Origin of the sequence: Bulleidia sp. zg-1013 (assembly GCF_019798045.1) — a bacterium.
Taxonomy (GTDB): Bacteria; Bacillota_I; Bacilli_A; order Erysipelotrichales; family Erysipelotrichaceae; genus Bulleidia.
Genome location: NZ_JAGXEX010000005.1, coordinates 44,957 through 69,667, shown reverse-complemented (window position 1 = coordinate 69,667; position 24,711 = coordinate 44,957). Strand labels below are relative to the sequence as shown.

Below are 24,711 nucleotides of genomic sequence, written 5' to 3'. Positions count from 1 at the left end.
TGCTTTTATTATAATACTAAAAATGATTTTGGTATAATAGTATCATGAGTATTATTTACCTAATTGAAGATGACTATGCCTTATCCATTCAAATCCAAAAGAATTTAGAAAAATGGGGCTATCAAACTCATCGAACACAAGACTTTCAACATTTGGATGAAGAGGTGAAAAGCTACCAACCGGATTTAATTTTATTGGATATCCATTTACCTTATTACGATGGTTTTTATTGGTGTGAAAAAATCCGCAAAGAAACGAATACACCTATCCTTTTTCTTTCCAGTGCGAATGAAGAAATGAACATTATTCATGCTTTAAGTTTGGGTGGCGATGATTTCTTGCAAAAACCTTTTTCTTTAGAACTACTAATCGCAAAGGTACAAGCGATTTTAAGAAGAAGCCAAGCTCAACTTGATTTTTATCAATACAAAGAATTGAAATTAGAAGAATTATCGCTTTACTACCAAGAAAGAGAATTGGTTCTTTCCCCGAATGAAGCGAAGATTTTAAAATGCTTATTAAAAATAGCTCCTAAGATTTTGAAAAGAGAAGAATTGATGGACTATTTATGGAAGAGTGAAGACTTTGTGGATGAGAATACCTTGACAGTGAATGTGTCTCGCTTGCGTAAGAAGATGGAAGAAATGGATATTCCCTATCATATTGAAACAATTCGTGGAATGGGGTATCGTCTAGTATGATTTTTTTATTTGTCCTATGGCTGGCGGCTTTATTTGGGCTTGGTCATTTATATCAAATACCAATGGAATTTTTGGTTTTAATGGCTTTCACTTTAATCGTTATGACTATTCCCGTTGTGTTATCTAGTTTTGAAAAGAAACATAAAATCCAAAAAGAAAGAAATCGTTTATTGAATTCAGATCATTTAGAAAATGTGGAATTCGATGCGGTTTTACCTAAAAAAGAAAGTAAAATTTATCAACGCTATCAACAACTCATTCAAAAAGTACAGTTGAATGATCGACAAATCCAAGAAGATAATCAACATTTTTATACAATGTGGGTACATGAGATTAAGTTGCCTTTATCTACCTTACAGTTGGCTTTAGAGGAAGAAAAAAGTGATAAACTGGTTTTAGAAAGTCAATTGATCAAGATGAATCAATTGGTGGATATGATTTTGATGTATGCTAAACAAAAGGATAATCAACAAGATTTAAGCATTCGGGAAGTGAAATTAGATACAGTGGTGCGTCAATGTGTGCAACAACTTCGTCCTTTGTTTATTTTAAATCACATTTCTTTGGAGCTGAGAGATATTCAGCAATCGGTACTTAGTGATAATAAATGGTTGTCTTTTATGCTGAACCAGTTTTTAAGTAATGCCATTAAATATAGTCCGAATGGAAAGATTTGTATTTATGAAGAAAAACAAGAGCTAATCATAGAAGATACCGGTTATGGAATTTCAAAAGAGGATTTGCCAAGAATTTTTGAGGCCGGCTATACGGGTCAAAATGGGCATCATGGGCAGTATTCAAGTGGCTATGGTTTATACCTAGTGGCTTTGATTTCACATCAATTAAATCATCCGATTTCCGTTGAATCTCAAGTGGGCGTGGGAACGAAGATACACATTCATTTTGAAAATAAGAATGTATTATTGTAGCTTACAGGATTGTAAGCTAATTGTTAGCTTCATCAATGGTGAAGCTTTTTTCCATCTTTTAGACTAAGAGTGTAAGGAGAGTAGCCGATATGAGTTTATTAGAGATTAAACATATTCAAAAAATTTATTCTTCCAAGTTATCCAATCAAAAAGTAGTGGCTTTGGAAGACGTTGACTTCAAGGTGGAAGAGGGCGAATTTATCGCTATCATGGGGGAAAGTGGAGCTGGTAAATCGACTTTACTAAATATCTTAGCTACCTTAGATCAACCGACAAAGGGGTCGGTTGCGTTAAGAGAAAAGGCCTTTTCTTCTTTAAAAGAAAAAGAGCTAGCACAGTTTAGGCGTGAACATTTGGGCTTTATTTTCCAAGATTTTAATTTAATGAACACATTAAATGTGGAAGATAATATTTATTTACCGATGGTTTTATCACGCAAGCCTTATGGTGAAATGAAAAAGCGCTTGGATGAAATTGCTCCGACTTTGAATATTCAGAATTTATTAAAGAAGTATCCTTATGAATTATCCGGTGGTCAGAAACAAAGAGTGGCAGTTGCTAGAGCGGTGATTACGCAACCGGATTTATTATTGGCGGATGAACCGACAGGTGCTTTAGATTCCCATTCTTCCGCTACCTTATTGGATTTATTTCAATCGTTGAATCGAGCCGGGCAAACCATTTTGATGGTAACGCATTCGACTATGGCGGCTAGTAAAGCCAATCGTATTTTATTCATTCGTGACGGTCATTTATTTCATCAGCTTTACCGTGGGGATTTAAACGATGAAGAATTATACAAGAGAATTAGTGATACCATCACCTTGATGAGCGTAGGTGGTGAGCAACATGTTTAAGCTATATAGTCGATTAGCCATTCAAAATATTCATAACGATCGAAAGCGGTTTGTGCCTTTCTTGTTAGCGATGAGTTTATTAACTCTTATGATGTATAACTTCATTTCTATGGGAATGAATCCTTATATTTTAAATTCTCGTGGTGGTAGAAATATTATTCAAGTATTGACTGTGGGTAGATGGATTGTCGGTATTGCGACTTTAATTATTAGTTTTTATGCCTATTCCTTTGTATTGAAAGGTAGACAGGAAGAATTTTCTTTATTAAATACCCTAGGTTTAGAAAAGAAACATATTCGTTCCATGGTTTTAATTGAATTATTACTTTTATATCTAGGGACGATTGTTTTAGGGATTACACTTGGGATTTTAGTGGATAAATTAATCTTTGCGGCCATGACGATGTTCTTAGATGGTCAAGTGAAGTTTGGCTTCTTTATTTCAGCGAACGCTATTCTCTATACCTGTTCTATTTTCTTGGCTTTATACTTTGGTTTCTTTATTCGGACCGGTTTCCAAATTCAATTGCATTCGATTTCTAGTTTAAGACAATTGTCTTCTCAAGGTGAGAAAGAACCAAAAGCGAAGACTTGGCTAGCTCTTATTGGTTTGGTATTTATGGGCTTTGGGTATTATCTTGCCTTAACAATTCAAAATCCATTAAAAGCAATCGCCATGTTTGTGGTAGCGGTGGTAGCGGTTATTATTGGTACTTATTGCTTGATTACAGCAGGTTCCATTACTTATTTGAAATGGCGTAAGAGCAAGAAGAAGGTTTATTATCAACCAGAACATTTTGTGAATATTTCAAATCTTTTATACCGTATGAAAGCTAATGCGGTGGGTTTAGGAAACATTGCGATTCTTTCAACGATGGTTATTATCATTCTATCTATATCAGCTTCATTAGTTATAGGGATTAAATCAACCATTGATTACCAATATCCTCGTGATTATGAAATTTCTGTATATAGTCGAAATGAGGATACGAACGCATCAGATGGACATTATTATAAAATTCCAAGTACCGAAGAAGCGGAAGGCTATTTAAAAGCGGTTGCGACTTTGAATGAGAAACACCACATTCAACCTCAAGACATCAGTTATTTCCGTGCAACAAGTGGAACTTTAACTTTAAAAAATGGGGAATTTTCTTTTGAAGAGCAGGATCAAAGAAGCAGCTGGGACGCATTAAATGCTGTGCAGGTAACATATGTGTTGCAAGAGGATGTCAACCGAGTTTTTGGAACAAATTTGAAATTAAAAAAAGGTGAATTGGCAGTTTATGATCCGGATAATATCTTACAAGGAAAGGATTTAAACTACTTTGGTACAAAGAAGAAGTATCAAACCTTATCGAATATCAATACGACCTTATTTAATGCTGTAAATACAACGGTTTTAAAACAAATTGTGATTGTGGTGGATAGTGTTGAAAGCCTGGCAAATGTGAATGTTTTGCAAGCAAAACAACTAGGAGAAGAAAGTCGTTATTATTTGACGATTAAGTACAATGGTCAAGCCATCGATGAAGAAAAGTACATGAATGATCTTAAAAACGTTATTGAAGCGGAATATCATAAGAATGTAGCGAATTCAAAATATGGCTACTTACTTAATTCAAAGCGACTGAATTATCGTGAACTATTAAGCATTCATGTTGGTACTATCTATGTGTTGAGTATGTTGGTGGTTTTATTCACATCGGTATCCGTACTTGTGATTTACTACAAACAGGTAAGTGAGGGAACAAGAGACCGTGAAAACTATTTAATTATGCGTAAGGTTGGTATGGATGAAAGGATGATTCACAGGACGATTCGTCAACAGGTTAAGATTATATTCTTCTTACCACCCTTAATCGCGACTATGCATGTTTTGGCAGCCACGAAATTTATGCACTTGGTGTTGCAGATAATCGTTAAGATTAGCTTTTCAACGTTTGCATGGATTACCTTCGCCAGTTTGGCTGTTTACCTAATCTTCTTCTATATTGTCTATACTTTAACGACAAGGACATATTACGATATTGTAAAGCACTAAAAAGTCATTCATTTAATCTCAAAGTTGTAAAAAAGCTTTGGGATTTTTATATGGTTTTAAGGGGCTCTCATTACAGAGATAAATACAAAGCAAAAATCTTAGTGTAGTATGCAAATAAGGGAATAGACCTATCTTTTTCTCTATTAAAGTCTCCTTTTCCTTCTATTCAGTGTTAGAATGGTTGAAGAAAGAAACGGGGGAATTTTGAATGGAAATAAAAGAATTACAAGCTCATGCTAAAAACATTCGTAAAAACATTTTACGAGAGATTTTCTCAGCTCAATCGGGACACCCGGGTGGTTCTCTGGGCGCAACGGATATTTTGACAGAATTGTTTTTTGAAGTCATGGACATGGATGAAACGAATGTGAATGGAATTAATCGTGATCGTTTTGTATTATCCAAAGGACATACTTCACCGTTGTTATATGCGGTGTTAGCGGAAAAAGGCGTATTAGCTGATGAACAATTAGATACTTTCCGTAAGATTAATTCCAAATTACAAGGTCATCCTAATATGAATTACGTTGTTGGTGTGGATATGTCCACCGGTTCTTTAGGACAAGGTTTTGCGGCAGCGGATGGTATGGCTTTAGCGAATAAGCTGGCCGGTAATTCACATCGTGTGTATTGCTTAATTGGCGATGGTGAGTCTCAAGAAGGTGAAATTTGGGAAACGGCAATGGCTGCCGCCCATTATAAAAATGATAATTTATGTGCCATTATTGATGTGAATGGCTTACAGATTGATGGTCGCACAAGTGATGTGATGAATCCAAATCCATTGGATGAAAAGTTTAAAGCATTTGGTTGGCATGTGGTTTGTGTGGATGGACATGATTTTACACAATTAAGAGCCGCGTTCAAAGAAGCTAGCGAAACAAAAGGACAACCAACAGTGATTATTGCTAAAACAATTAAAGGAAAAGGTGTTTCTTTCATGGAAGACCAAGCCGGTTGGCATGGTAAGGCACCCAACCTAGAACAATATGAACAAGCATTGCAAGAATTGGAGGTACAATAATGGGAAAAGCAACGAGAGAAGCCTATGGTGAAGCTTTAGCAGAATTGGTTCAAGAGAATAAAAAAATTGTTGTGTTGGATGCGGATTTAGCCGGTAGTACGAAAACGAATTTAGCGAAAAAGGTTGCACCTGAACGATTCTTTGATATGGGTATTGCGGAAGCGGATATGATTGGTCATGCGGCCGGTTTAGCGGCGAGTGGATATACGGCTTTCGCTTCTTCCTTTGCGATGTTTTGTACAGGTCGTGCTTGGGAACAGATTCGTAATAGCGTTGCCTATCCAAAGTTGAATGTTAAGATTTGTGGAACGCATGCGGGTATTTCAGTCGGTGAGGATGGGGTCTCTCATCAAGCCATTGAAGACATTGCCTTAATGCGTGTTATTCCTGAAATGGAAGTGTATGTCCCTTGTGATGCGACTGAAACAAAGGCAATCATTCGTCATGTAGCCCATACGAATAAGCCAAGTTATGTTCGTTTGGGTCGATCTTCCGTGGAAGATGTCTATGATGAAAAGGAAGTCTTTGATTTCTCGAAGCCTAAGATGGTGAAAGAGGGTAAGGATGCGGTTATTTTCGCTTGTGGATCAATGGTTCAATCCGCTTTAGAAGCGGCGAATAAATTACAAGAAGAGGGCAAGAGTATTGCGGTTGTGGATGTTTTTGCGATTAAACCTTGTTCAGAAGAAGAAATCGCAAAGATTTTAAGTCAGTTTGACCAAGTGTTTACGGCGGAAGAGCATAATGTGATTGGTGGCTTAGGCGGTTTAATTGCCGAAATTTCAACAAAACTATGCCCAAGAATAATCCATCGAATTGGCATGCAGGATTGCTTTGCGGAATCCGGTAGTGCAAAAGCGCTGATGCAGAAATATAAATTAGATGGTGATGGTGTCTGCGAAGAAGTGAAAAAAGTTCTTTCTAGTCATTAGAAAGTTTGAAAAGGAAAGCCTCGAAAAATCGAGGCTTTTGTGTATCGTTTGGAAAAATTCATTTTCCCATAAGAAAGGGGCTTTTCTGCTATAATAAATACCCTTCAGCTAATTAAGTGATTCCCACGGTTCTTTTTAATGGTTTCTCCTCTAATTTTTTTGGCACACGGAAAAAGTTAAAAAGTTGGTTGATTTTCCAAAAATATGTGGTATATTATTTAAGCACGCCTTAATAGCTCAGTCGGCAGAGCGAGCGGCTGTTAACCGCTAGGTCACAGGTTCGAGCCCTGTTTAAGGCGCTTTGTTGTATAAAAAGGTGTTTACAAAGGTTATGTAAGCATCTTTTTTAGTACTTCCTAAAAAGTAGCACGCTTAAGTGCTTTGGCTTCTAGTTCTTCTTTCTAAACGATTGAATAGCACAAAGGTTTTTGCGGATGCTTATCGGTTTGGATTCTTTGTTTTTATCCTAGCTAGAATTCCCTTTTACTGTCTTGTGGATTAAAGAAGAAACGATACTCAAGAGGTGAAAAAGCCTCTTTCATCAATTGATGATATTCCTTTCGGCTAAAATCATCGCTTTGGCATAACATTTCATACCAAACATAATTCTCCTTAAAGTAACAATGTGTTTCTTTAAAGCCATGACGAAGATAGAAGTTTTTTCTTCGATATGGAAGGGAATTCTTTTCTTCAACTAATTCGGTTAAAAGAAAAACTTTTTTATGCTTAAAACGAGCAACCATATGATCCAAAGCTTTCCCACCTAAACCTTGATTTCTTAAGGAAGGGTCTAAGGCAAAAAAGAATAAATAAACACAAGTTTCATTTTCAATCGTAAAGAAAAACCCGATGAAATGATTAAGTTGAACAATTGGGTAAAACTTACCTTTCTTTCTTTTTTGAATATTCTTCAATACCCAAAAATGAATTCTTTCTAAAGGTGGAAAAGCAGAAGTATAAAGCTCTCGAATTTCTCTTTCGAATTTCATAAAATACCCCCTACGCACCATAACAAGTAACATTATTCAAGCGATAAGTCAAAAATCCTTTAAACCATTAGACAAAATACCCTTTTTCGCATAAAATCAGTAGGTAGAAACGAGGAAACAGAATGGATTGGAAGACATTACAAGGTTATGAAGAAAAATATGCGAAAGTTACCATCAAGTCGCATAAAACATTTGATGGAAAGGTCATCGAAGTTCTTTATGGAGCTGTTGACGAAAAGGGACAACCAACATTAGCGGTAGAAGGTCATGAAGATGGTCATGGTCGTTGGTATGGCATTGAATCCAATGGAGAATACACCATGCTTGTTTGGCAAAAGCCGGCGAGCCAAGGTGGAGATATTGAATACGGAACAGAATTTAAAGAAAACGCTGTTGAAGAATTAGAAAAAGACGTTCGTCATAAACAAGATTTATGCCGTCAAGTTGAAACATTGAACGCCGGAACAAGTGAAGAAGAAGTAAAAGCTATTAAGAAAGAATGGGAAGCCATTCCAGATTGGAAAACAGCGAAAGAACAAGAATATAAGACTTGGTTTGAAGCATCTTTAGAAAAATTAAAAACGCGTAAAGAGAAAGCAGTTCAAAACGCAAGCTTAAAAGAGACGTTGGTTCAAAAGGCGGAAGAATTGAAGAATTCAACCGCATGGAAAGATACACAAGAGGCTTTCCGCCAGTTGCAAGAACAATGGCAAGATATTGGTCATGCCGGTGAAAAGGAAAATACGCTTTGGGAATCGTTTAAAAAAGCACGTAAAGAATTCAATAAGAGCCGTAAGGAATATTTCGCTAATTTAGATACCGTTCGTGGTGAAGCTAAACTGAAGAAAGAAGAGCTCATTAAGCTTGTTCAAGAAGCAGTGGAAAAGAATGTGAATTACAATGCTTTATCCAGTAAGATGGATGAATGGATGAACGATTGGAAAGCCTTAGGTTCTGCCGGTCGTGAATGGGATGATCAATTGTGGGAAGCTTTCAATGGAGCTCGTCAAAAGTTCTTCGCCGAACGTAAAGAGTTCTTTAAGAAGAGAAATGAAGAATTTAGTGCTAGCTTAGCTAAGAAAAACGCTTTAATTGAACAAGCAAAAGAAATTGTCGCATCTGGTAATTTAGATAAAGAAAATACCGAAAAGATGAAGAGCTTAGATGTGGCTTGGAGAGAAGCCGGATACTCGGGAAGAAAAGATAATGATCGTATCTGGGAAGAATTCAAGGCTGTTAAGGAACAATTCTGGGATGCGAAGCATGGTGCCAATCAACAACGTTTCCAAGATATTCTAGCTCACAAAGAAGAGTTGACTGAATCTTTACGCAAGGAAATCAACCAACTTCAAGAAGATGTTTTCCAAGTCGATGATTACGAAGAAGTACATGAAATGGAACGCCAAATTTCTCGCAAAAAAGCAATGTTAGAACAAATCAAGGATGACATTGAAGATTTAAAGAATAAAATCAACTAATTTTTTAGAAGCTTAAAATGAGCATCGTTTTAAGCTTTTTCTTTGTAAAAGGAAGTAAAAAGAAAATCTTTTTGGTATAGTAGGTACGAGGTAAAAACATGTCAGTCAATCAAATGATTTTTTTAGTGTTAGATGTGCTTGTCTTTGCGATGTTCACATTGATGTTGGTGCATTCTAGTCAAGTTGAAGTTGAAACAAAGGTAGGCAATCGTTGGGCAGTATTTGTTTTATTTGTGTTATTAGCGATAGTTGGCTTTATGCATAACCAAGGAGCATTCCGTTACATTCAATCCGGCGTGGTCCTGGGTTTGGGAATTATGTATATGAATATGAAATCCGGTTTATCACCAAAAGGGGTGGTTCTAATGGGATCCTTAGTTAAATATAAAAAAATAGGGCAATTAACCTTATCTAGGAAAGATTCCAGTTTATTCTTTGAACACTTTCACAAAATCAACGCCTTATTCTTTGAACCTTCTCAATATGAAGAGTTTCGTGACTATTTAGCGAAATATTCGGTATCGGTTAAAAAGATGCCTCATTAAACAAGGATTTTCTCTTTGCTTGGTAATAGATAAGTATGGAGAAAGTTCTTTTTTCATTGGCTTGGTTCAGTTTTTGTTTAACCTATTCGTATCGGCATTATTTTCATCGTGGTCAAAAAGGGAAAAGTGTCTGTGATTTTTGTTATAAGGAATTGAAGTGGTGGATGAAGCTACCTATGTTGGGCTACTTACTGAATCAAGGAAAATGCTCCTATTGTAAACAAGCTATTCCACTTTTTTGGTTTGGTATAGATGTGTATAGTCTTTTGGTAGGATTAGCTTGGCAAAGCTCGAAAATGCCTATTCTTCCTTTTATGAGTTTATCTTTTTTATTCATAAAGATGGGATTAGAAGATGCGTATAGCGAAAAAATACAAAGCACAGATTTATGGTTGAGTGCTTCGTTAATGGCTTTCTTTTATTATCGTGGATTAGAAGGGAAGTGGCTTATCGCTGTTGTGTGTATCCTTATTTCCCCTTATTTAAGAAATCAATGGATGGGGGAGGGGGATATTTGTTTGTGCGGCATTTTTTTATTTGGCTTGCCATGGGAATTGTTCCATTTATGGTTAGGACTTGCGAGCGGCTTTGGTTTATTATTTGCGATTAGTACTAAGAAAAGAAGAATCCCTTTTGGTCCATGGCTGTTACTGGTGGGCTGGTTACTACTCATTCTGACATATCAATGATAAAATAAATGCATGAAACAATTATTACTTCGATTAAATCAGGTGATTGCGCTATTCCTTGGCTTGGCGTCAATGTTCTTACTAATCCAATGGCTCGTAGCGCCTATTTATAACATAAGTCTGTTGTATACCCATCACTTCATTGTGAATGTAGAATTGGTGCATTGGATGATATTACACTATATCAATAAATTCATGGATAAAGAAGAAGGTCGTATCATCTCCCAACGCTTTCATTTAGGGCGTTATGTGTATTTATCTCTGGTATTACAAGCCGGTGTTCTTTTGATTTATTACGCAATGGATGTTTGTTACTTAGAGGCAGACCTTTATTCCTTCACGCAAAAGATAAGTGTCGTTATTCTCAGTTCTTTTGGTATTTATTACCTGGGAAAATGGTACTTGAATCGCTTTGGAAATTATGTTTTGCTTTGGAAAGACAAGAAAAAATCCTACCAAAAAGGAAAGGAAGCTTTTAGTTTATTGATTGATCGGGTTGATGGTTCTTATATTGAAGGCTTTGTTCGGGGAGAAATTTTTCAAGGTGAGAGGGTTTCTTTATTGGATCAATTGGTTGAAAAAGGTGGTGAAACCGTACCGGTTGTATTGAGTGAGGGAAAAGTAGAGGAAATCTTTGTACAAGATGTTCAAAAGAAATCCGCAAAGGAAGAAAAGGTTCGCTTGAAAGTTCACTTTAATGAAAAATTGAGTGTGAATGCTTATCAATTATTATCAGGCTATTTAGCTAAGGATAGGACGAAGAGTGAGTATGTGAATGGTTTATTGAAAGAAGTCCCGTCGCATGTGATGGATTATCATTATATTCATCAATTGTTTTGTTCATTTGAAAAGGCGGACTTTTATCAATTAAAATACACGGGTGATTTTGAACAAAACACAATTTTGTATGATAAAGTCTTTATTCCGGCAAGCAATGCTTATTTGAAATCCATTTATACTAGTCCAAAAGAGGCCTTTCGGAATCAAGACTTAGTGGAATTAGAAGGTTTGGAATTAAAGAAAGTTCCTTTCCAAGAGGTTTTAAGTCAGGCTAAAAAGGAAGATATGGGAATTATTATCAATCCTTTTGGGACAAGTCGGTTCGTGGTGGATATTCAACAATTTGAAAATCAAATGAAAGAATTAAATCGTGTTATGGAAGTGATACAAGAGGGGGAAACGAAATGAAAAATCAAAATCTTTATGAAAAATTAGCGAAATTGGCGGTTCGTATGGGTGTTCATGTACAAAAGGATCAGCCTTTATTGGTGCGAGCCAATGTTCGAGATGTGGAATTTGTGCGGATGGTTTCAAAAGAGGCCTATGAAGTTGGGGCTTCGGATGTGATTGTGGATTGGAGTGATGAGGAATTAAGCCGTCATAAATTCCAATACCAAAGCTTAGAACAATTAAAGAATATTCCGGATTGGCTTCATGATAAACGCAAATATCTTCAGGATAAGGGGATGTGTTCTTTAGCGGTGGTATCGGATTGTCCGGGTGGCTTAAAGGATTTGGATCAAGAAAAGATTAGTGCGTATTCAAGAGCTTTCTCGGAAAAAATGGATGACTTGATGGACTACCAAATGAAAAATATTGGTCAATGGTCAATCGTTGCTTTACCATCACAAGATTGGGCGGAATTGGTGTTTCCTAATTTAAGTCCAAAAGAAGCGTATAGTGCTTTAGAAAAGGCAATCTTTTCCGCTTCCAGGGTGGATGAACAGTCTAATCCAGAACAGAATTGGTTGGAACACGATGCTCGTCTAACAGCGTATGCCAAGAAAATGACCGACTATCAATTCACAAAATTACATTTCACTTCTGAACTGGGTACTGATTTAGAGGTAGGCTTAGTGGATGGAAATATTTGGGAAGGTGGTGGTACCGATTCTTTCTTTGGGATTCACTTTGAGCCAAATATTCCAACTGAAGAAGTGTTCTCTATGCCTCATAAAGATAGAGTAAATGGAATTGTGTACGCTTCTAAGCCTTTGAGTTATTCGGGGAAAGTGATTGAGAATTTCTGGTTCCGTTTTGAAAATGGAAAAGTGGTGGAATATGGAGCTGAAAAAGAAAAGGAAGCTTTGGATAAGCTGCTGAACTTTGATGAAGGTTCTTCGCATTTAGGAGAAGTGGCTTTGGTGCCATATAATTCTCCAATTTCACAATCAGGTATTTTATATTTTAATACCTTATTTGATGAAAATGCGGCTTGCCATTTGGCTTTGGGGCGTGCCTATCCGGAGAACATTCAAGGTGGTTTAACAGATGAAGAAGAAAGCCTAAAGAAGCGTGGCATGAATACCTCTTTAGTGCATGTGGACTTTATGTTTGGTACCAAAGGAATGGATGTGGATGGTATTCAAAGAGATGGAACGGTTGTACCGGTGTTTAGGAAAGGCGGCTTTGTGATTGGTGAATAGTGATGATAAAAAATGTGAATGAACAATTGATGAATTTTATCAATGCTTCACCAACGGCGTATCATGCGATTCATCAAGTAAAAGAGAAACTAAGAAGTGGTGGTTATACAGAGCTGCAAGAAAGTGAAAATTGGGACTTAGAAGAAGATGGGCGTTATTTTGTTTGTCGAAATGGCTCTAGTATCCTAGCTTTCCGTGTTCCTTGTAAGGATTATCATGGCTTTATGATTGGAGCGGCACACTCGGATTCACCTAGTTTTAAATTGAAAGAGAATAGCGAGATTGAAAAAGAAGGCTATCTTCAATTGAATGTTGAGGGCTATGGTGGCATGTTGATGGCGCCATGGTTTGATCGTCCTTTAGGGATTGCCGGAAGAGTGGTTGTGAAAGATGGGAATTTCTTTTCTTCCTATTTAGTCAATTCTGAAGAAACCATCGCTATGATTCCGAATTTAGCCATTCACATAGATCGTAATGCGAATGAAAATCATAGTTATAATATTCAAAATGATTTATTGCCAATGATTGCGCAAGGAAAGAAAGACAATCAAGTTCTTCGCTATTTTGCGGAAAAGTTGAAGATTGAGGAAAAAAATATTCTTTCGCATGACTTATTCCTATATCCAAGAGAAAAAGCCTATGTTTGGGGAATGAACCAAGAGTTTTTGACTTCGCCTCGTTTGGATGATTTGCAGTGTGCCTTCGCTAATTTATATGGCTTTTTAGGGGCTAAGGATGCGCATAGTATTCCTGTCATGGTGATTTTTGATAATGAGGAAGTCGGTTCTTTAACGAAACAAGGAGCGGATAGTACGTTCTTAAGTGATTGTTTAAGTCGTATTCATCAGGCTTTAGGACATGACCTGAATAGTTACCCACAAGTCATTGCGAATTCAATGATGGTGTCAGCGGATAATGCCCATGGAGTACATCCAAACTATGTTGCCAAGCATGATCCGGTCAATCACCCAAAATTGAATGAAGGAATTGTGATTAAATTTAATGCCAATCAGCACTATACAACCGATGGTATTAGTGCCGCCTTGTTTAAGGATATTTGTCAAAGCCAAGAACTTCCTTTCCAAGTATTTACCAATCGTTCGGATGTTCGTGGTGGTAGTACTTTAGGGAATATTTCCAATGCGCATGTGTCTTTGGTGACGGTAGATGTTGGCTTGGCTCAATTATCAATGCACTCACCGGTTGAAACGGCCGGTGTTAAGGATACGGCTTATCTGATTGATGCTTTAGCGGAATTTTTTAGTCGATCTTTATTACAAACTAATTCCGGTTATAAATGGCAATAAATATACCGTGAAAGCCTAGATTTATCTTTAGGATAGATTTAGGTTTTTATGACTTAAAATAGCGAAACAAAAATATTTTGTAAGGGTTTACATTCATAAATAATGAGCATAGAATGAAATCACATAAGAAGTACTTTTTATTTTTAAAGCCATGAAAAAGAAAGGAGAGTAAAAACAGAAAAAGTAAAAAGTATATGGTATGGAATATTACTTAGAAAGGAAAAGAATATAATGAAAAAAATCACTGTTTTACTTTTAACGGCTGTCATGCTAATAGGCTTTGCACCAACAAAAGTACTGGCTTGTGATGATTGTTCCACGGGGACAATTGATGATGCTTTGGCACATAGAAATTATCCTTCTAAGAGAACCTTTGCAACACGAACGAGATTTCAATGTGAAGAAAGCAATATGGGCTCAAGAGGATGGGTTCATAGATATAAGATGATTGATTATTATGTTTACTAAACAGCAGAAAAGAATCATCATGATAGCGAATATCGCTATTTCCTTGTTGATAGGATGGTTTTCACAGGCTGATTTTGTGAATGCCTTGATTTTCATAATAGGTTTTATTACCTTTGATATTATCGATGTAGAAGAAATTACGCAGAAGTATTTAATTAAAATAGGATTAATTGGTGTAATAGGTTTTATTGCGTATATTATTTTCAAGCCAAGGGGTTTGGAGGCTTCTTGGTTAAGGTATATCTATATCCCAATGGGATTTGCTAGGCATATAAGATATGTCTTAATCCATAGCGAGAATTGGTGATTTTAATTTTCTAATTTTATGAAACAGAGTTAGGAAACTGATTCTGTTTTTTGTTTGTTATAATAAAAGCAGAAAGAGGCTACATGAAGTTTGCACATATTGGCGATTTGCACTTGGGGAAGGTGGTAAATGGTCATTCTTTTTTAGAAGATCAAAGATATATTTTAAACCAAATTTTACAACAACTAGAAATAAAAAAAGTGGATTGTCTATTAATAGCGGGTGATATTTACGATAAATCAGTTCCAAGTATCGAAGCAATGGGAGTTTTAAATAACTTCTTAAAAGCACTGCATGAAAAGGAAATCAAAGTAATTTTAATCAGCGGCAATCATGATAGTTCATCCCGCTTAGCCTTTGGTTCAAGCTTTTTCAAGCAAGGCGATATCTATCTACAAACCAACTATTCAAACCAAGCTATTGTCTTAAAGGATGAATATGGACCAATTTATATCTATAGCATTCCCTACATGAATCGCTTTGATATTAAAAATGCTCTTCATTTAGAAGAAACACCTCGTTTAAAAGAAGGTTATCATCTTTTATTAGAAGATTTAAAGTTAGATACAAAACAAAGAAATATCCTAGTGGCACATCAATTCGTTCTTGGTGTTAGTAAACCAAGTGAAGATAGCTCAGAAGAATTAATGATTGGTGGTTCAGAGGAAGTCAGCAGTCCCATTTTTGAAGACTTTGATTATGTGGCTTTAGGACATATTCATAAACCGGAAGCGATTTTGAATGCAAGTGGTCGTATTCGTTATAGCGGTTCTCCTTTAGCCTATTCAAAAGCAGAAGCGAACCAATCAAAAACAATGCCTATCTTTAGTTTAAAAGAAAAAGGAAGTTTAGAAATAGAATTAATCCCTTTACAACCACGACATGAAGTAAAATTCATTAAAGCAACAATAAAGGATGTTTTAATGGGAATAAAGGCTGTTGATTCCATGGACTATCTTTATTTTGAATTAAGCGATGAATATTTTCCTTACACTTCTATTTCGGAAATCGCAAAGAAATACCCGAATTACATGAGTATTATTCCAGCAAAAAGAAAATACAATTTGCAACAAACACAATCCAATACCAATATGAAATCCTTAAATCCGTTGGAAATTATTGCTACATGGTATCAGCAGGTCAGCGGTCATGATTTAAGTGATGAACAACTGGCATGGGTTCAAAAGATATGGAATGAGGGAGAAAAAGAATGAGACCTCTACAACTAACACTACAGGCTTTTTCGTCGTATCAAAAAAAGACGGTTATTGATTTTCGCCAATTAGGGCAGAATGGTATCTTTGTAATTTGGGGAAATACAGGCTCCGGGAAAACGACGCTTTTTGATGGTATTTCCTACGCTTTATATGGTGAACAAAGTGGTCAAGAGCTACATAGACCGTTCGATTTTAGAAATCGTCAGGAACAAGATAGAAAAGTGGAAACCATTGTTGAACTAGAGTTTGAAAATAAGGGTTTGGTGTACACCGTTCATCGCTCTTTTAAGCTAAAAAAGGATGGCAGTGATGTTCATCAAAAATGTTATTTAGCTTTGCCGGATGGAAAAAGTTTATCTAAACAAGCAGAAATCAATGAAAAAATTAAAGACATCATTGGTTTGGATAAAAAACAATTTCGTCAAGTGGTGATGATTGCCCAAGGAACATTCCGTGATATTCTCTTGAAAAAAGGTAATGAAAGAGCGGAGCTATTAAAGACGGTTTTTGATGTGTCAGCTTTCAGTTCATTTATTGAAAGAAGTAAAAAAGAGGTGGATTATCTTCAAAAGGAAGTGAATGAAACCAAGAAAGAGATTGAGCGTCTTTTAGAAGAAGTTCATTTCCAATTAGATGGTAAAACCATTTTAGAAGAGTTAAACTTGTTGAAAAATAAGCAAGAATTCGATTATCTTCGATATCAAGAAATTGTATCGAAACTGGAACAGATAGACTTAACTCTTCAAGAACAAAATATTCAGAAACAAAAATTCCTAGACCGGCAAAAAAATCGTTTGGACTATAAAAAAGCACAAGAAAAGAAACTGATGCTAGAAAAAGACTATCAATCTTTAGAAGCAAGATGGCAAACTTTCCAAAAGGAATGCAATGAAGATTTTTTTAAGCAAAAAGAAAAAGAATTAAATCAATTGAAGGAACAGCTTTCTCTTTATCAAGTGGTGGATGAACTTGAAATAAAGCTTAAGCAACAAACACATTTCGTCAAGGAAGCACAAACAAAACTAATCTTAAAACAAGATAGTCTTGTGCATCAGCAAAAAGAGCAAGAAGATTTTAAAAACATAGATGAAAAACTTGGCCAACAAAAATTACTTGTCCAGAAACGGGAAATGGATTTAGAAAAAGAAAGTCTTTCTTTAAATGAATTTCAACAGGCTTTATCGAGAAAAGAAGCGTATGAAAAAAATAAGATGGACTACCAAAAGCATGTAAAAGAATATCAAGATTTACAACAAGAATATGGTAACTTACAACAAGAATATGAATTTCAACAAAGTCGTTTCTTACAAGAACAAGCCGGTATTTTGGCAGAAAATTTACAAGAAGGTAAGCCTTGTCCTGTGTGTGGTTCCTTGCATCATCCAAAGCCGACTCCCAAAGGTGAAAAGGTTTATAACCAAAATCAAATTCAATTTTTGAAAGAAAAAGTGCAAACTTTCAATCAAAAGCGCTTTTATTTTTCACAAAGAATGAGTGAAGAAAAGACTTCTTTAAAGCATGATGAAAAAAGCTTAAAAGAAATGGCGGAAAAGTATTCTATTTCAATGGAAGAATGGACAGTGTTTTATACAAAGTTGCAAAAGCAATACCGGCAATCCAAAAAGGAGTTACAAACGCAAAAATCTATTCTGAAAGATAATGAGCAACAAAAGGAAGTCTTCCGGCAAAGAGAAAATAGCATCCATGAATTAAGAAAAGAGATTGAACAAGACCAAGTAAAGCTTCAAGAAGAAAAGCTCCGGTTAAAGAGTATTCATGTGGAGTATCATCTAAAAAAGAAAGATTTACCTCTTTTTAAAAAGGAAGAAGCGGAAGAGAAATACCGAGAAGAACAACGCCTTCTTGCCAATTTAACAAAGAAAAAAAAGCAGTACCAAGATGATTTGCAACAAGGGAAATTATCCTTGGTTACTTTAGTGGCTCAGATAGAAACTCTTTCCAAGCAATTAAAAGAAGAGTTGGTTTTCGATTTTAATCAATTGGTTGAAGAAATCAAATTGAACAGCGAGCTAAGAGAAGAGTTGGACCATCAGAAACAAACTTTATATGCACAGTTACAAAGGATAGAAGCGGTCTATACACGAGTAAAACATGCTTATCAGAAACAAGAGGCGAAGATGCAAGCGTTGGTTTGGAAACAGGATATAACGAAATACTATGTAAGATCGGGGGAAGATGGTAATAAATTGAGTTTGGATGCGTATGTTTTAAGTCTTTATTTAGATCAAATTCTCGGCTTTGCGAATGAGCGGTTTCAACAGATGGCAGATGGTCAATATGCCTTAGTTCGAACGAGTCGGAAAAGTGGTCAAAGTGAACAAACCTTGGCTTTGGATATTCAAGATTTGTATAGTGGACAAAGTCGCCCAGTGCATACTTTAAGTGGTGGGGAAGCTTTCATGGCTTCTTTATCACTGGCTTTGGGCATGGCGGATGCGATACGTTCTTTACATGGGGGTATTGAAATGGAAACCATCTTTATTGATGAAGGGTTTGGCAGCTTGGATCAAGAGCTATTGAAGAAGGTCATGTTGATTTTAGAAAAGACGGCCGGTAACCATCGTTTGGTCGGGATTATTTCTCATGTGCAAGAATTAAAGGAACGTGTTGAAAAGAAAATTATTGTCACAAAAGAGTTTCAAACTGGTAGTACAATAAAAATCATTGGAGAATAGAGTATGGATTGAAAGCTTTAGATTAGCAGATAATCAGCGCCAGGCATTATTTTAAAATCACATAAAAACAAAATGGAGAAATGATTTTGAACTGAACTCTGTATTGCACAGGACTCAGTCCTTTTAACTTGCACTTAATTCGTCTATTGTTGTAATAGTCAATGTATGCTTCAATTTTAGAAATTAGGTGTTCTGTAGATTTGAATTCATGTTTGTAAAACATCTCTGCCTTAAGTAGACCGAAGAAGTTTTCCATGACAGAATTATCTAAACAGTTTCCCTTTCCAGACATGCTCTGTATTATGCCATGCTCTTTAAGCATGCGCTGATATTTCTTCATTTGATATTGCCAATCTTAATCTGAATGCAGAATCGTTTCGCTTCATATAAGTAACATAATATTGAATATACTCAATATTTATGGTATAATAATCAAAACTGTAGTAGACAAAGAGGTGGTAGCTATATGAATAATGAAATGGATAAAATTCATAGAGATGTTTATAGCAGCATTAAAGAATTGATGGATAATGCAAGAAATAGTGTTGCAATAGAAGTTAATAATATCCTTATTCAAACCTACTGGGAGATTGGGCGAATTATCGTAGAAGATGAACAAGGAAATTCAGATAGAGCAGAGTATGGAAAACAGTTAGTAACAGACTTATCAAAGAGGCTCATAAAAGAATATGGCAAGGGATTTTCAAAATCCAACTTGTTTAACATGAGAAATTTTTATTTGAGTTTTCCAATTTTCCAGACAGTGTCTGGAAAATTAAGTTGGTCGCATTATTGTGAATTACTTTCCATAAGCGATGAGAAGAAAAGAAGTTTTTATGAAAAAGAAACTATCAATGCCAATTGGTCTGTAAGGGAACTAAAAAGACAGATAAAGACATCACTTTTTGAAAGACTTTTACTTTCATCAGGAGATGAAAATAAAGAAAAGGTATTAGAGTTAGCTCTAAAGGGAAATGAAATAAATAAGGCAAGTGATGTTGTAAAAGACCCTTATGTATTTGAATTTTTAGGACTACCTGAAGAAAAGCCGATTATGGAAAGTGATTTAGAAAAAGCCTTAATAACTCATATTGAAAAATTTTTGCTTGAACTTGGCAAGGGCTTTATGTATGTAGGCTCACAACAAAGAGTAACACTTGGGAATACCCATTATTATGTTGATATGGTATTTTACAACAAGATACTTAAGAGCTATGTTTTGATTGAACTTAAAACAGGAAAACTAATGTCGGAAGCAGTCGGACAAATCAATATGTATCTTAACTACTACAAGGCGGAAGTTAATGACGATACGGATAATGAACCGATTGGAATTATCCTTTGCACTGATAAGGACAGTATACAGGCAGAATATGCACTTGGTAGTTTGTCCAATAAGATATTTGCTTCTAAGTATACTTTATATATTCCTGATAGAGAACAATTAGAAGAACAAGTTGAGAGAGTTTTAAGGAATTATAAGGAAAAATAAAGTCAATGGAAGATGCAATTGGTCAGATGGCATCTGACTAATTGAAGATTATGCAACGGGCGTTGCACAATTATAGAAAACAAAATAATTTATGAATGAGAGAAGTGGAATAATAATCTGATTCTCTTTTTTTGCAAGGAGAGGAAAATGAGTGATAACAAAAAATACTATTATTTCAAGCTAAAGGAAGATTTCTTTACAAGTGAAACCATAACCTTGCTTGAGAGTATGAAAGACAGAGTAATGTATTCCAACATTTTATTAAAATTGTATCTGATGAGCCTTAAAAACAACGACAAGCTGATCTTCAGAGATAAAAAATATTTTTGGAGTTGGAACTGATAGACCAATTACCCGATAACATTTTGTATATGGCAGATATAGAGCTTTTCATTGGAAAATCATCAACAGAGGGCGAAAGAAAGCGAAAAGCAAGGCTTGAAAATCAAGAAAAAATACGACTTTTAGAGGACATTTGTCTAAATGATGGTGGACAAGTGGCGGACATTTGTCCGCCGGAGAATAGAGATAAGAGATTAGATATTAGATATAAGAGAATAGAGGGGAAAGAAGAAACTGGGATGTCCACACCAATCCTTTACGGAGAACATAAAAATATCCGCTTAACTGATGAAGAATACCAAAAGCTAAAAGATAAGCTACAAGGTCATACCGATACGATGATTGAAAAATTATCAAGATATATCAAAAGTTCAGGAAAAGACTACAAAGACCACTATGTAACAATCCTTAATTGGTATGAACAGGACAAAGAAAAATTAACACAGAAAAATATTCAAAATGGAAGTTCTAAAACCTATTCAACCAACTATGAGGATAGCGACAGTCTATAACTATCATATAACGAAGTGGAAAGGTGTTTTTAGAGCATTAAAGCTAAAAGAGGTATCTAAGTATCATTAAGATAAAAAACAAGCCTTAAAACACATCCACCACTTAATAGAAAAAAGGAGAATGAAAGTGATGTGACCTCCTAATCGTTAGATTTTGGTCTAACTTTTGGGGGTCACTTCATTTGTTTTCTCCATTTTTCTTATAAATCTTTGCAATCTTCAAGTTTTCTTTTAATACCATTTAAAACTACATAACCTTGTTCAGCCTCTGGCTTATCCAGAATTTTTGGCTGGGGGAATTGGTCGGAATTCACATTTCCAAGATACTTTTCCAGCTTAACTTTAAGGTCTTCAAACTTGGCCGGCTTATGGGTTTCGGCATGCCTCATCCTGGAAAGGATAGCAATAATCATAAGATAGAACACAACTGTGATAATGACTAAAGTGAATAAGATTATTCTAAACTCCATGATTATTTACTCTTTTCTTCTTTGATTGTCTCAAAAACTCCCTTAGCTAAACCGGCAATGCCTTGAATTTCAGAAGGAATAATAATCTTAGTGGCTTGACCATTCGCAGCTTGGGCAAAGGCTTCTAAGCTCTTTAGTTTAATAACCGTTTCATCAGCACCGGCTTCTTTAATGGCTTTTAAACCTTCCGCGGTAGCTTGTTGAATGGCACGAATTGCTTCGGCACGACCTTCTGCTTCTTTGATTTCTTTTTCACGTTCAGCTTCAGCGGCCAAAATCGTTGCTTGTTTCTTGGCTTCCGCATTTAAGACAGCGGATTCTTTATTACCTTCAGCAGCTAAAATCATAGCTTGTTTTTCACCTTCAGCAGTTAAGATGGCAGCACGTTTCTCACGCTCAGCTTTCATCTGTTTCTCCATGGATTCACGAATCGCCGCCGGTGGTTGAATGTTCTTCAATTCAACACGGGTAATTTTAATTCCCCAAGGATCCGTTGCTAAATCAATTGTTTGTAACATTTGGCTATTGATGGCTTCACGTGATGTTAGTGTTTGGTCTAATTCCATATCACCAATGATATTACGAAGTGTTGTGGCAGTTAGATTTTCCATTGCCATAATTGGATTTTCAACCCCATAGGCATATTGATGAGGAGAGAAAACCTTAAAGTAAACCACTGAGTCAATTTGCATTGTAACATTGTCTTTTGTAATAACCGGTTGAGGCGCAAAGTCAGCAACTTGTTCTTTTAAAAGCATTCTTTTTGCGATTCGATCAATCAAAGGAACCTTAATATGAATGCCGGCATCCCATGTTGTGTGGTAACGACCTAGTCTTTCAATCACATAAGCGTGTTCTTGTGGGACAACATTTAGCGTGCTAACTAAAATGGCTAACACAAGCATAAAAGCAACAATCCAATAAACAAATATAGGCATACAATAATACCTCCTTATTCCTTTATCAGTATATCAAAATTTTTATCGAAAAAAATAATGGTATGATAATAAAGTAAGGAGAAAAATTATGAACGAACAAATCATTCAAAATATCGCAAAAGAATTACAAATACAATTAGAACAGGTGGAACACAGCTTATCCTTATTACAAGAAGGAAATACTGTTCCTTTTATTGCCCGTTATCGTAAAGAGGCGACGAAGGGATTGGATGAAGAGCAGATTTTTTTTATTCAGAAACAATTTGATTATCAAAACAAATTAGCTGAAAGAAAAGAAGCGGTTTTAAAGTTGATTGCCGAACAGGGTAAATTAACACCTGAATTAGAAAAGGAAGTTAAGGCTTGTGAGAAGTTATCGCAAGTAGAAGATGTTTATCGTCCTTATGCTCAGAAGAAAAAGACAAGAGCGACCGAGGCGGTTAAGAAAGGGCTACAACCATTGGCGGATTGGTTATTGGCTTTACCGGTGGAAGCTAGTGTAGAACAAGCGGCTGAGAAGTTTGTGAATGAAAATGTGCCAAGTGTTGAAGAAGCCCTACAGGGAGCAAGAGATATTATTGCTGAATTTGTGTCGGATAAAGCGAAACAGCGTTGGCGTTTTAAAGAGTTTATTTTAACCTCAGGACAACTTCAAACCAGGTTAAAAAAAGACGCAAAAGATGAGAAGCGTACTTATGAAATGTATTATGATCGTAGTGAAAAAATTAGTTATGTGGCAGACCATCGTGTGATGGCGATGGATCGAGCCGAAAAGGAAAAAGTGATTACCGTTTCCTTTGTGTATGACAAGGATTATTTAGAAAAAGAAGCCTTGGAAGAATTGTTGAAAGGCGAAAAAACGGTTGCTCAAGAACAGTTGGCCTTAGCTTCAAAAGATGGTTGTGAGCGATTACTATTTCCTTCGATTGAAAGAGAAATTCGTTCGGACTTAAGTGAGAGAGCACAAGGTAAGTCGATTGAAATTTTCTCAATGAATTTAGAGAAGCTATTAAGTCAAGCTCCTTTGAAGGGAAGAGTGGTATTGGGCTTTGACCCGGGATATTTCAATGGTTGTAAATTAGCGGTGATCGATGAAACGGGAAAGCTACTTACGGTACAAAAGATTTTTCCATTCTCGAAAAAGGGAGAGGATGTGGAAACTTCTAAGAAGAAATTACTGACTTTGATGCAAAAATACCAAGTTCAAATTGTCGCAATTGGTAATGGTACTGCTTCTCGTGAATCTGAAAAGTTAGTGGCTGATGTTATTCGTGAAAATCAATTGGATATTGCGTATGCGATTGTTTCGGAAGCAGGAGCTTCCGTTTGGTCAGCGCAAGAGGAAGCTCGTGCTGAATTCCCTGATTTAGCCGTTGAAGAAAGATCGGCTGTATCCATTGGCAGACGCTTGTTGGATCCACTGGCGGAATTGATTAAGATTGATCCGCAATCCATCGGTGTCGGTCAGTATCAACACGATTTACCACAAAAGAAACTATCGGAACGCTTAGAAGAAGCAACGATGAAAGTGGTCAATCGAACAGGGGCAGACTTAAACACGGCTTCAAAGGAATTATTGACCCATATTTCCGGTTTAAATGCCGGAATCGCTCAAGAAATTGTGAATTATCGTAATGAAAATGGTCGTTTCACCAATCGTAAACAATTATTAAAAGTTAAGAAGCTAGGTCCTAAGGCGTATACCCAATCCGCCGGTTTCTTACGTATCAAAGGTGGGGAAGAACCATTAGATCAAACCTCTATTCATCCAGAAAGTTATGAAGCGGCTCGTAAGGTTATGGAAGCCTACGGTATTACTCAATTAGGTCAAGAAGATATTGTTATCGATGGTTCAAAGGATAAGAATTTAGGGATTGATGCCTATACATTAAAGGACATTGAAGAAGCGATTCGTCAGCCATTGCGTGATTATCGTGATCAGTTTGACGGGGCTTTGTTGAAGAGTGATGTTCTAAGTTTAGAAGATCTTCATGTAGGGGACCGGTTAAGTGGCACGGTTCGCAATGTAGTTGACTTTGGGGCTTTCATTGATATTGGTTTACATGAAGACGGTTTAGCCCATATATCGCACATGGCAATGAAGAAATTCAAGCATCCAAGTGAGATTTTATCCGTTGGGGATATTGTGACCGTTTGGGTATATGCGATTGATACCAATCGTGAACGGGTTCAGTTATCGTTATTACCGTTAGATAAGCTACAAGAAAGAGATGCACAAGTGAAGTATCGTAAGTCTTCTAAAAATCGCAAACCAAAGAAAAAAGAAGTAACGATGGAAGCTGCGTTATCACGTTTAACCGCACGCTTTAAGAAGCACTAAGAGAGAG

At 36.1% G+C, this 24,711-nt stretch carries 23 protein-coding genes, 1 tRNA gene and 1 pseudogene; 21 read left to right on the top strand and 4 right to left on the bottom strand.

Annotation, left to right across the window (positions count from 1 at the left end; genetic code table 11):
- Window positions 1-44: 44 nt before the first annotated feature.
- The 7 genes from K7I92_RS05035 to K7I92_RS05005 all read left to right on the top strand — a co-directional run bounded on the left by K7I92_RS05035 (window position 45) and on the right by K7I92_RS05005 (window position 6,786).
- Window positions 45-701, top strand: coding sequence for a response regulator transcription factor (locus K7I92_RS05035; protein WP_203244880.1), 657 nt, complete (start codon window positions 45-47; stop codon window positions 699-701).
- Window positions 698-1,630 carry a HAMP domain-containing sensor histidine kinase gene (locus K7I92_RS05030; RefSeq protein ID WP_220282301.1) on the top strand — a complete coding sequence of 311 codons (933 nt, stop codon included), beginning with the start codon at window positions 698-700 and terminating at the stop codon, window positions 1,628-1,630. The genes K7I92_RS05035 and K7I92_RS05030 overlap by 4 nt, the downstream gene beginning before the upstream one ends.
- A gap of 89 nt (window positions 1,631-1,719) precedes the next feature.
- The gene (locus K7I92_RS05025) at window positions 1,720-2,487 is read left to right on the top strand and encodes an ABC transporter ATP-binding protein (protein WP_220282300.1); all 768 of its coding nucleotides are present in this window, start codon (window positions 1,720-1,722) and stop codon (window positions 2,485-2,487) included.
- Window positions 2,480-4,531, top strand: a complete 2,052-nt coding sequence (locus K7I92_RS05020; RefSeq protein ID WP_220282299.1) for an FtsX-like permease family protein — start codon at window positions 2,480-2,482, stop codon at window positions 4,529-4,531. Before K7I92_RS05025 ends, K7I92_RS05020 begins: the two co-directional genes overlap by 8 nt.
- 208 nt (window positions 4,532-4,739) lie before the next feature.
- Window positions 4,740-5,555, top strand: a complete 816-nt coding sequence (locus K7I92_RS05015; RefSeq protein WP_220282298.1) for a transketolase — start codon at window positions 4,740-4,742, stop codon at window positions 5,553-5,555.
- On the top strand, window positions 5,555-6,487 hold the full coding sequence (locus K7I92_RS05010) for a transketolase family protein (RefSeq protein ID WP_220282297.1): 933 nt from the start codon (window positions 5,555-5,557) through the stop codon (window positions 6,485-6,487). The genes K7I92_RS05015 and K7I92_RS05010 overlap by 1 nt, the downstream gene beginning before the upstream one ends.
- Window positions 6,488-6,713: 226 nt before the next feature.
- Window positions 6,714-6,786, top strand: a tRNA-Asn gene (locus K7I92_RS05005).
- A gap of 171 nt (window positions 6,787-6,957) precedes the next feature.
- Here the strand turns inward: K7I92_RS05005 and K7I92_RS05000 are convergent.
- Window positions 6,958-7,476 (bottom strand): GNAT family N-acetyltransferase, encoded by a 519-nt coding sequence (locus tag K7I92_RS05000; RefSeq protein WP_203244874.1) that lies wholly within the window; start codon window positions 7,474-7,476, stop codon window positions 6,958-6,960.
- A 122-nt stretch (window positions 7,477-7,598) separates the two neighbouring features.
- Here K7I92_RS05000 and K7I92_RS04995 point away from each other — a divergent pair, with 122 nt between their 5' ends.
- The 10 genes from K7I92_RS04995 (at window position 7,599) to K7I92_RS04950 (ending at window position 18,609) form a co-directional block, all read left to right on the top strand.
- Window positions 7,599-8,954, top strand: coding sequence for a DUF349 domain-containing protein (locus tag K7I92_RS04995; RefSeq protein ID WP_220282296.1), 1,356 nt, complete (start codon window positions 7,599-7,601; stop codon window positions 8,952-8,954).
- 98 nt (window positions 8,955-9,052) lie between these two features.
- Window positions 9,053-9,499, top strand: coding sequence for a hypothetical protein (locus tag K7I92_RS04990; protein WP_203244872.1), 447 nt, complete (start codon window positions 9,053-9,055; stop codon window positions 9,497-9,499).
- A gap of 35 nt (window positions 9,500-9,534) precedes the next feature.
- Window positions 9,535-10,188, top strand: a complete 654-nt coding sequence (locus tag K7I92_RS04985) for a prepilin peptidase (protein ID WP_220282295.1) — start codon at window positions 9,535-9,537, stop codon at window positions 10,186-10,188.
- Between the two features lie 12 nt (window positions 10,189-10,200).
- A complete protein-coding gene (locus K7I92_RS04980) occupies window positions 10,201-11,376 on the top strand; it encodes a hypothetical protein (protein WP_220282294.1) in 1,176 nt (391 codons plus the stop codon).
- Complete coding sequence (locus K7I92_RS04975) at window positions 11,373-12,614, top strand: aminopeptidase (protein WP_220282293.1); 1,242 nt, start codon at window positions 11,373-11,375, stop codon at window positions 12,612-12,614. The genes K7I92_RS04980 and K7I92_RS04975 overlap by 4 nt, the downstream gene beginning before the upstream one ends.
- Window positions 12,615-12,616: 2 nt before the next feature.
- A complete protein-coding gene (locus K7I92_RS04970) occupies window positions 12,617-13,921 on the top strand; it encodes a M18 family aminopeptidase (RefSeq protein WP_220282292.1) in 1,305 nt (434 codons plus the stop codon).
- 231 nt (window positions 13,922-14,152) lie between these two features.
- On the top strand, window positions 14,153-14,389 hold the full coding sequence (locus K7I92_RS04965; RefSeq protein ID WP_203244867.1) for a hypothetical protein: 237 nt from the start codon (window positions 14,153-14,155) through the stop codon (window positions 14,387-14,389).
- Window positions 14,379-14,696: a hypothetical protein gene (locus tag K7I92_RS04960; RefSeq protein ID WP_203244866.1), complete on the top strand. Its 318-nt coding sequence runs from the start codon at window positions 14,379-14,381 to the stop codon at window positions 14,694-14,696. The genes K7I92_RS04965 and K7I92_RS04960 overlap by 11 nt, the downstream gene beginning before the upstream one ends.
- A gap of 83 nt (window positions 14,697-14,779) precedes the next feature.
- Complete coding sequence (locus K7I92_RS04955) at window positions 14,780-15,910, top strand: exonuclease SbcCD subunit D (RefSeq protein ID WP_220282291.1); 1,131 nt, start codon at window positions 14,780-14,782, stop codon at window positions 15,908-15,910.
- Window positions 15,907-18,609 carry an AAA family ATPase gene (locus K7I92_RS04950; RefSeq protein WP_220282290.1) on the top strand — a complete coding sequence of 901 codons (2,703 nt, stop codon included), beginning with the start codon at window positions 15,907-15,909 and terminating at the stop codon, window positions 18,607-18,609. The genes K7I92_RS04955 and K7I92_RS04950 overlap by 4 nt, the downstream gene beginning before the upstream one ends.
- A 46-nt stretch (window positions 18,610-18,655) precedes the next feature.
- Here the strand turns inward: K7I92_RS04950 and K7I92_RS04945 are convergent.
- A pseudogene (locus tag K7I92_RS04945) lies at window positions 18,656-18,982 on the bottom strand (IS3 family transposase); the annotation flags it as partial.
- Between the two features lie 93 nt (window positions 18,983-19,075).
- Between K7I92_RS04945 and K7I92_RS04940 the strand changes: the two are divergent.
- The 3 genes from K7I92_RS04940 (at window position 19,076) to K7I92_RS07495 (ending at window position 20,955) form a co-directional block, all read left to right on the top strand.
- Window positions 19,076-20,101: a YhcG family protein gene (locus K7I92_RS04940; RefSeq protein WP_220282288.1), complete on the top strand. Its 1,026-nt coding sequence runs from the start codon at window positions 19,076-19,078 to the stop codon at window positions 20,099-20,101.
- Between the two features lie 147 nt (window positions 20,102-20,248).
- The gene (locus K7I92_RS07500; RefSeq protein ID WP_255594354.1) at window positions 20,249-20,443 is read left to right on the top strand and encodes a phage replisome organizer N-terminal domain-containing protein; all 195 of its coding nucleotides are present in this window, start codon (window positions 20,249-20,251) and stop codon (window positions 20,441-20,443) included.
- Between the two features lie 29 nt (window positions 20,444-20,472).
- Window positions 20,473-20,955, top strand: coding sequence for a hypothetical protein (locus K7I92_RS07495; protein WP_255594353.1), 483 nt, complete (start codon window positions 20,473-20,475; stop codon window positions 20,953-20,955).
- 200 nt (window positions 20,956-21,155) lie between these two features.
- On the opposite strand, the gene K7I92_RS04925 is transcribed toward K7I92_RS07495, so the two are convergent.
- On the bottom strand, window positions 21,156-21,425 hold the full coding sequence (locus tag K7I92_RS04925; protein WP_220282287.1) for a hypothetical protein: 270 nt from the start codon (window positions 21,423-21,425) through the stop codon (window positions 21,156-21,158).
- Between the two features lie 2 nt (window positions 21,426-21,427).
- A complete protein-coding gene (locus K7I92_RS04920; RefSeq protein WP_222150667.1) occupies window positions 21,428-22,363 on the bottom strand; it encodes an SPFH domain-containing protein in 936 nt (311 codons plus the stop codon).
- A gap of 88 nt (window positions 22,364-22,451) precedes the next feature.
- Here K7I92_RS04920 and K7I92_RS04915 point away from each other — a divergent pair, with 88 nt between their 5' ends.
- Window positions 22,452-24,704: a Tex-like N-terminal domain-containing protein gene (locus K7I92_RS04915; protein ID WP_220282286.1), complete on the top strand. Its 2,253-nt coding sequence runs from the start codon at window positions 22,452-22,454 to the stop codon at window positions 24,702-24,704.
- Window positions 24,705-24,711 lie beyond the last annotated feature (7 nt).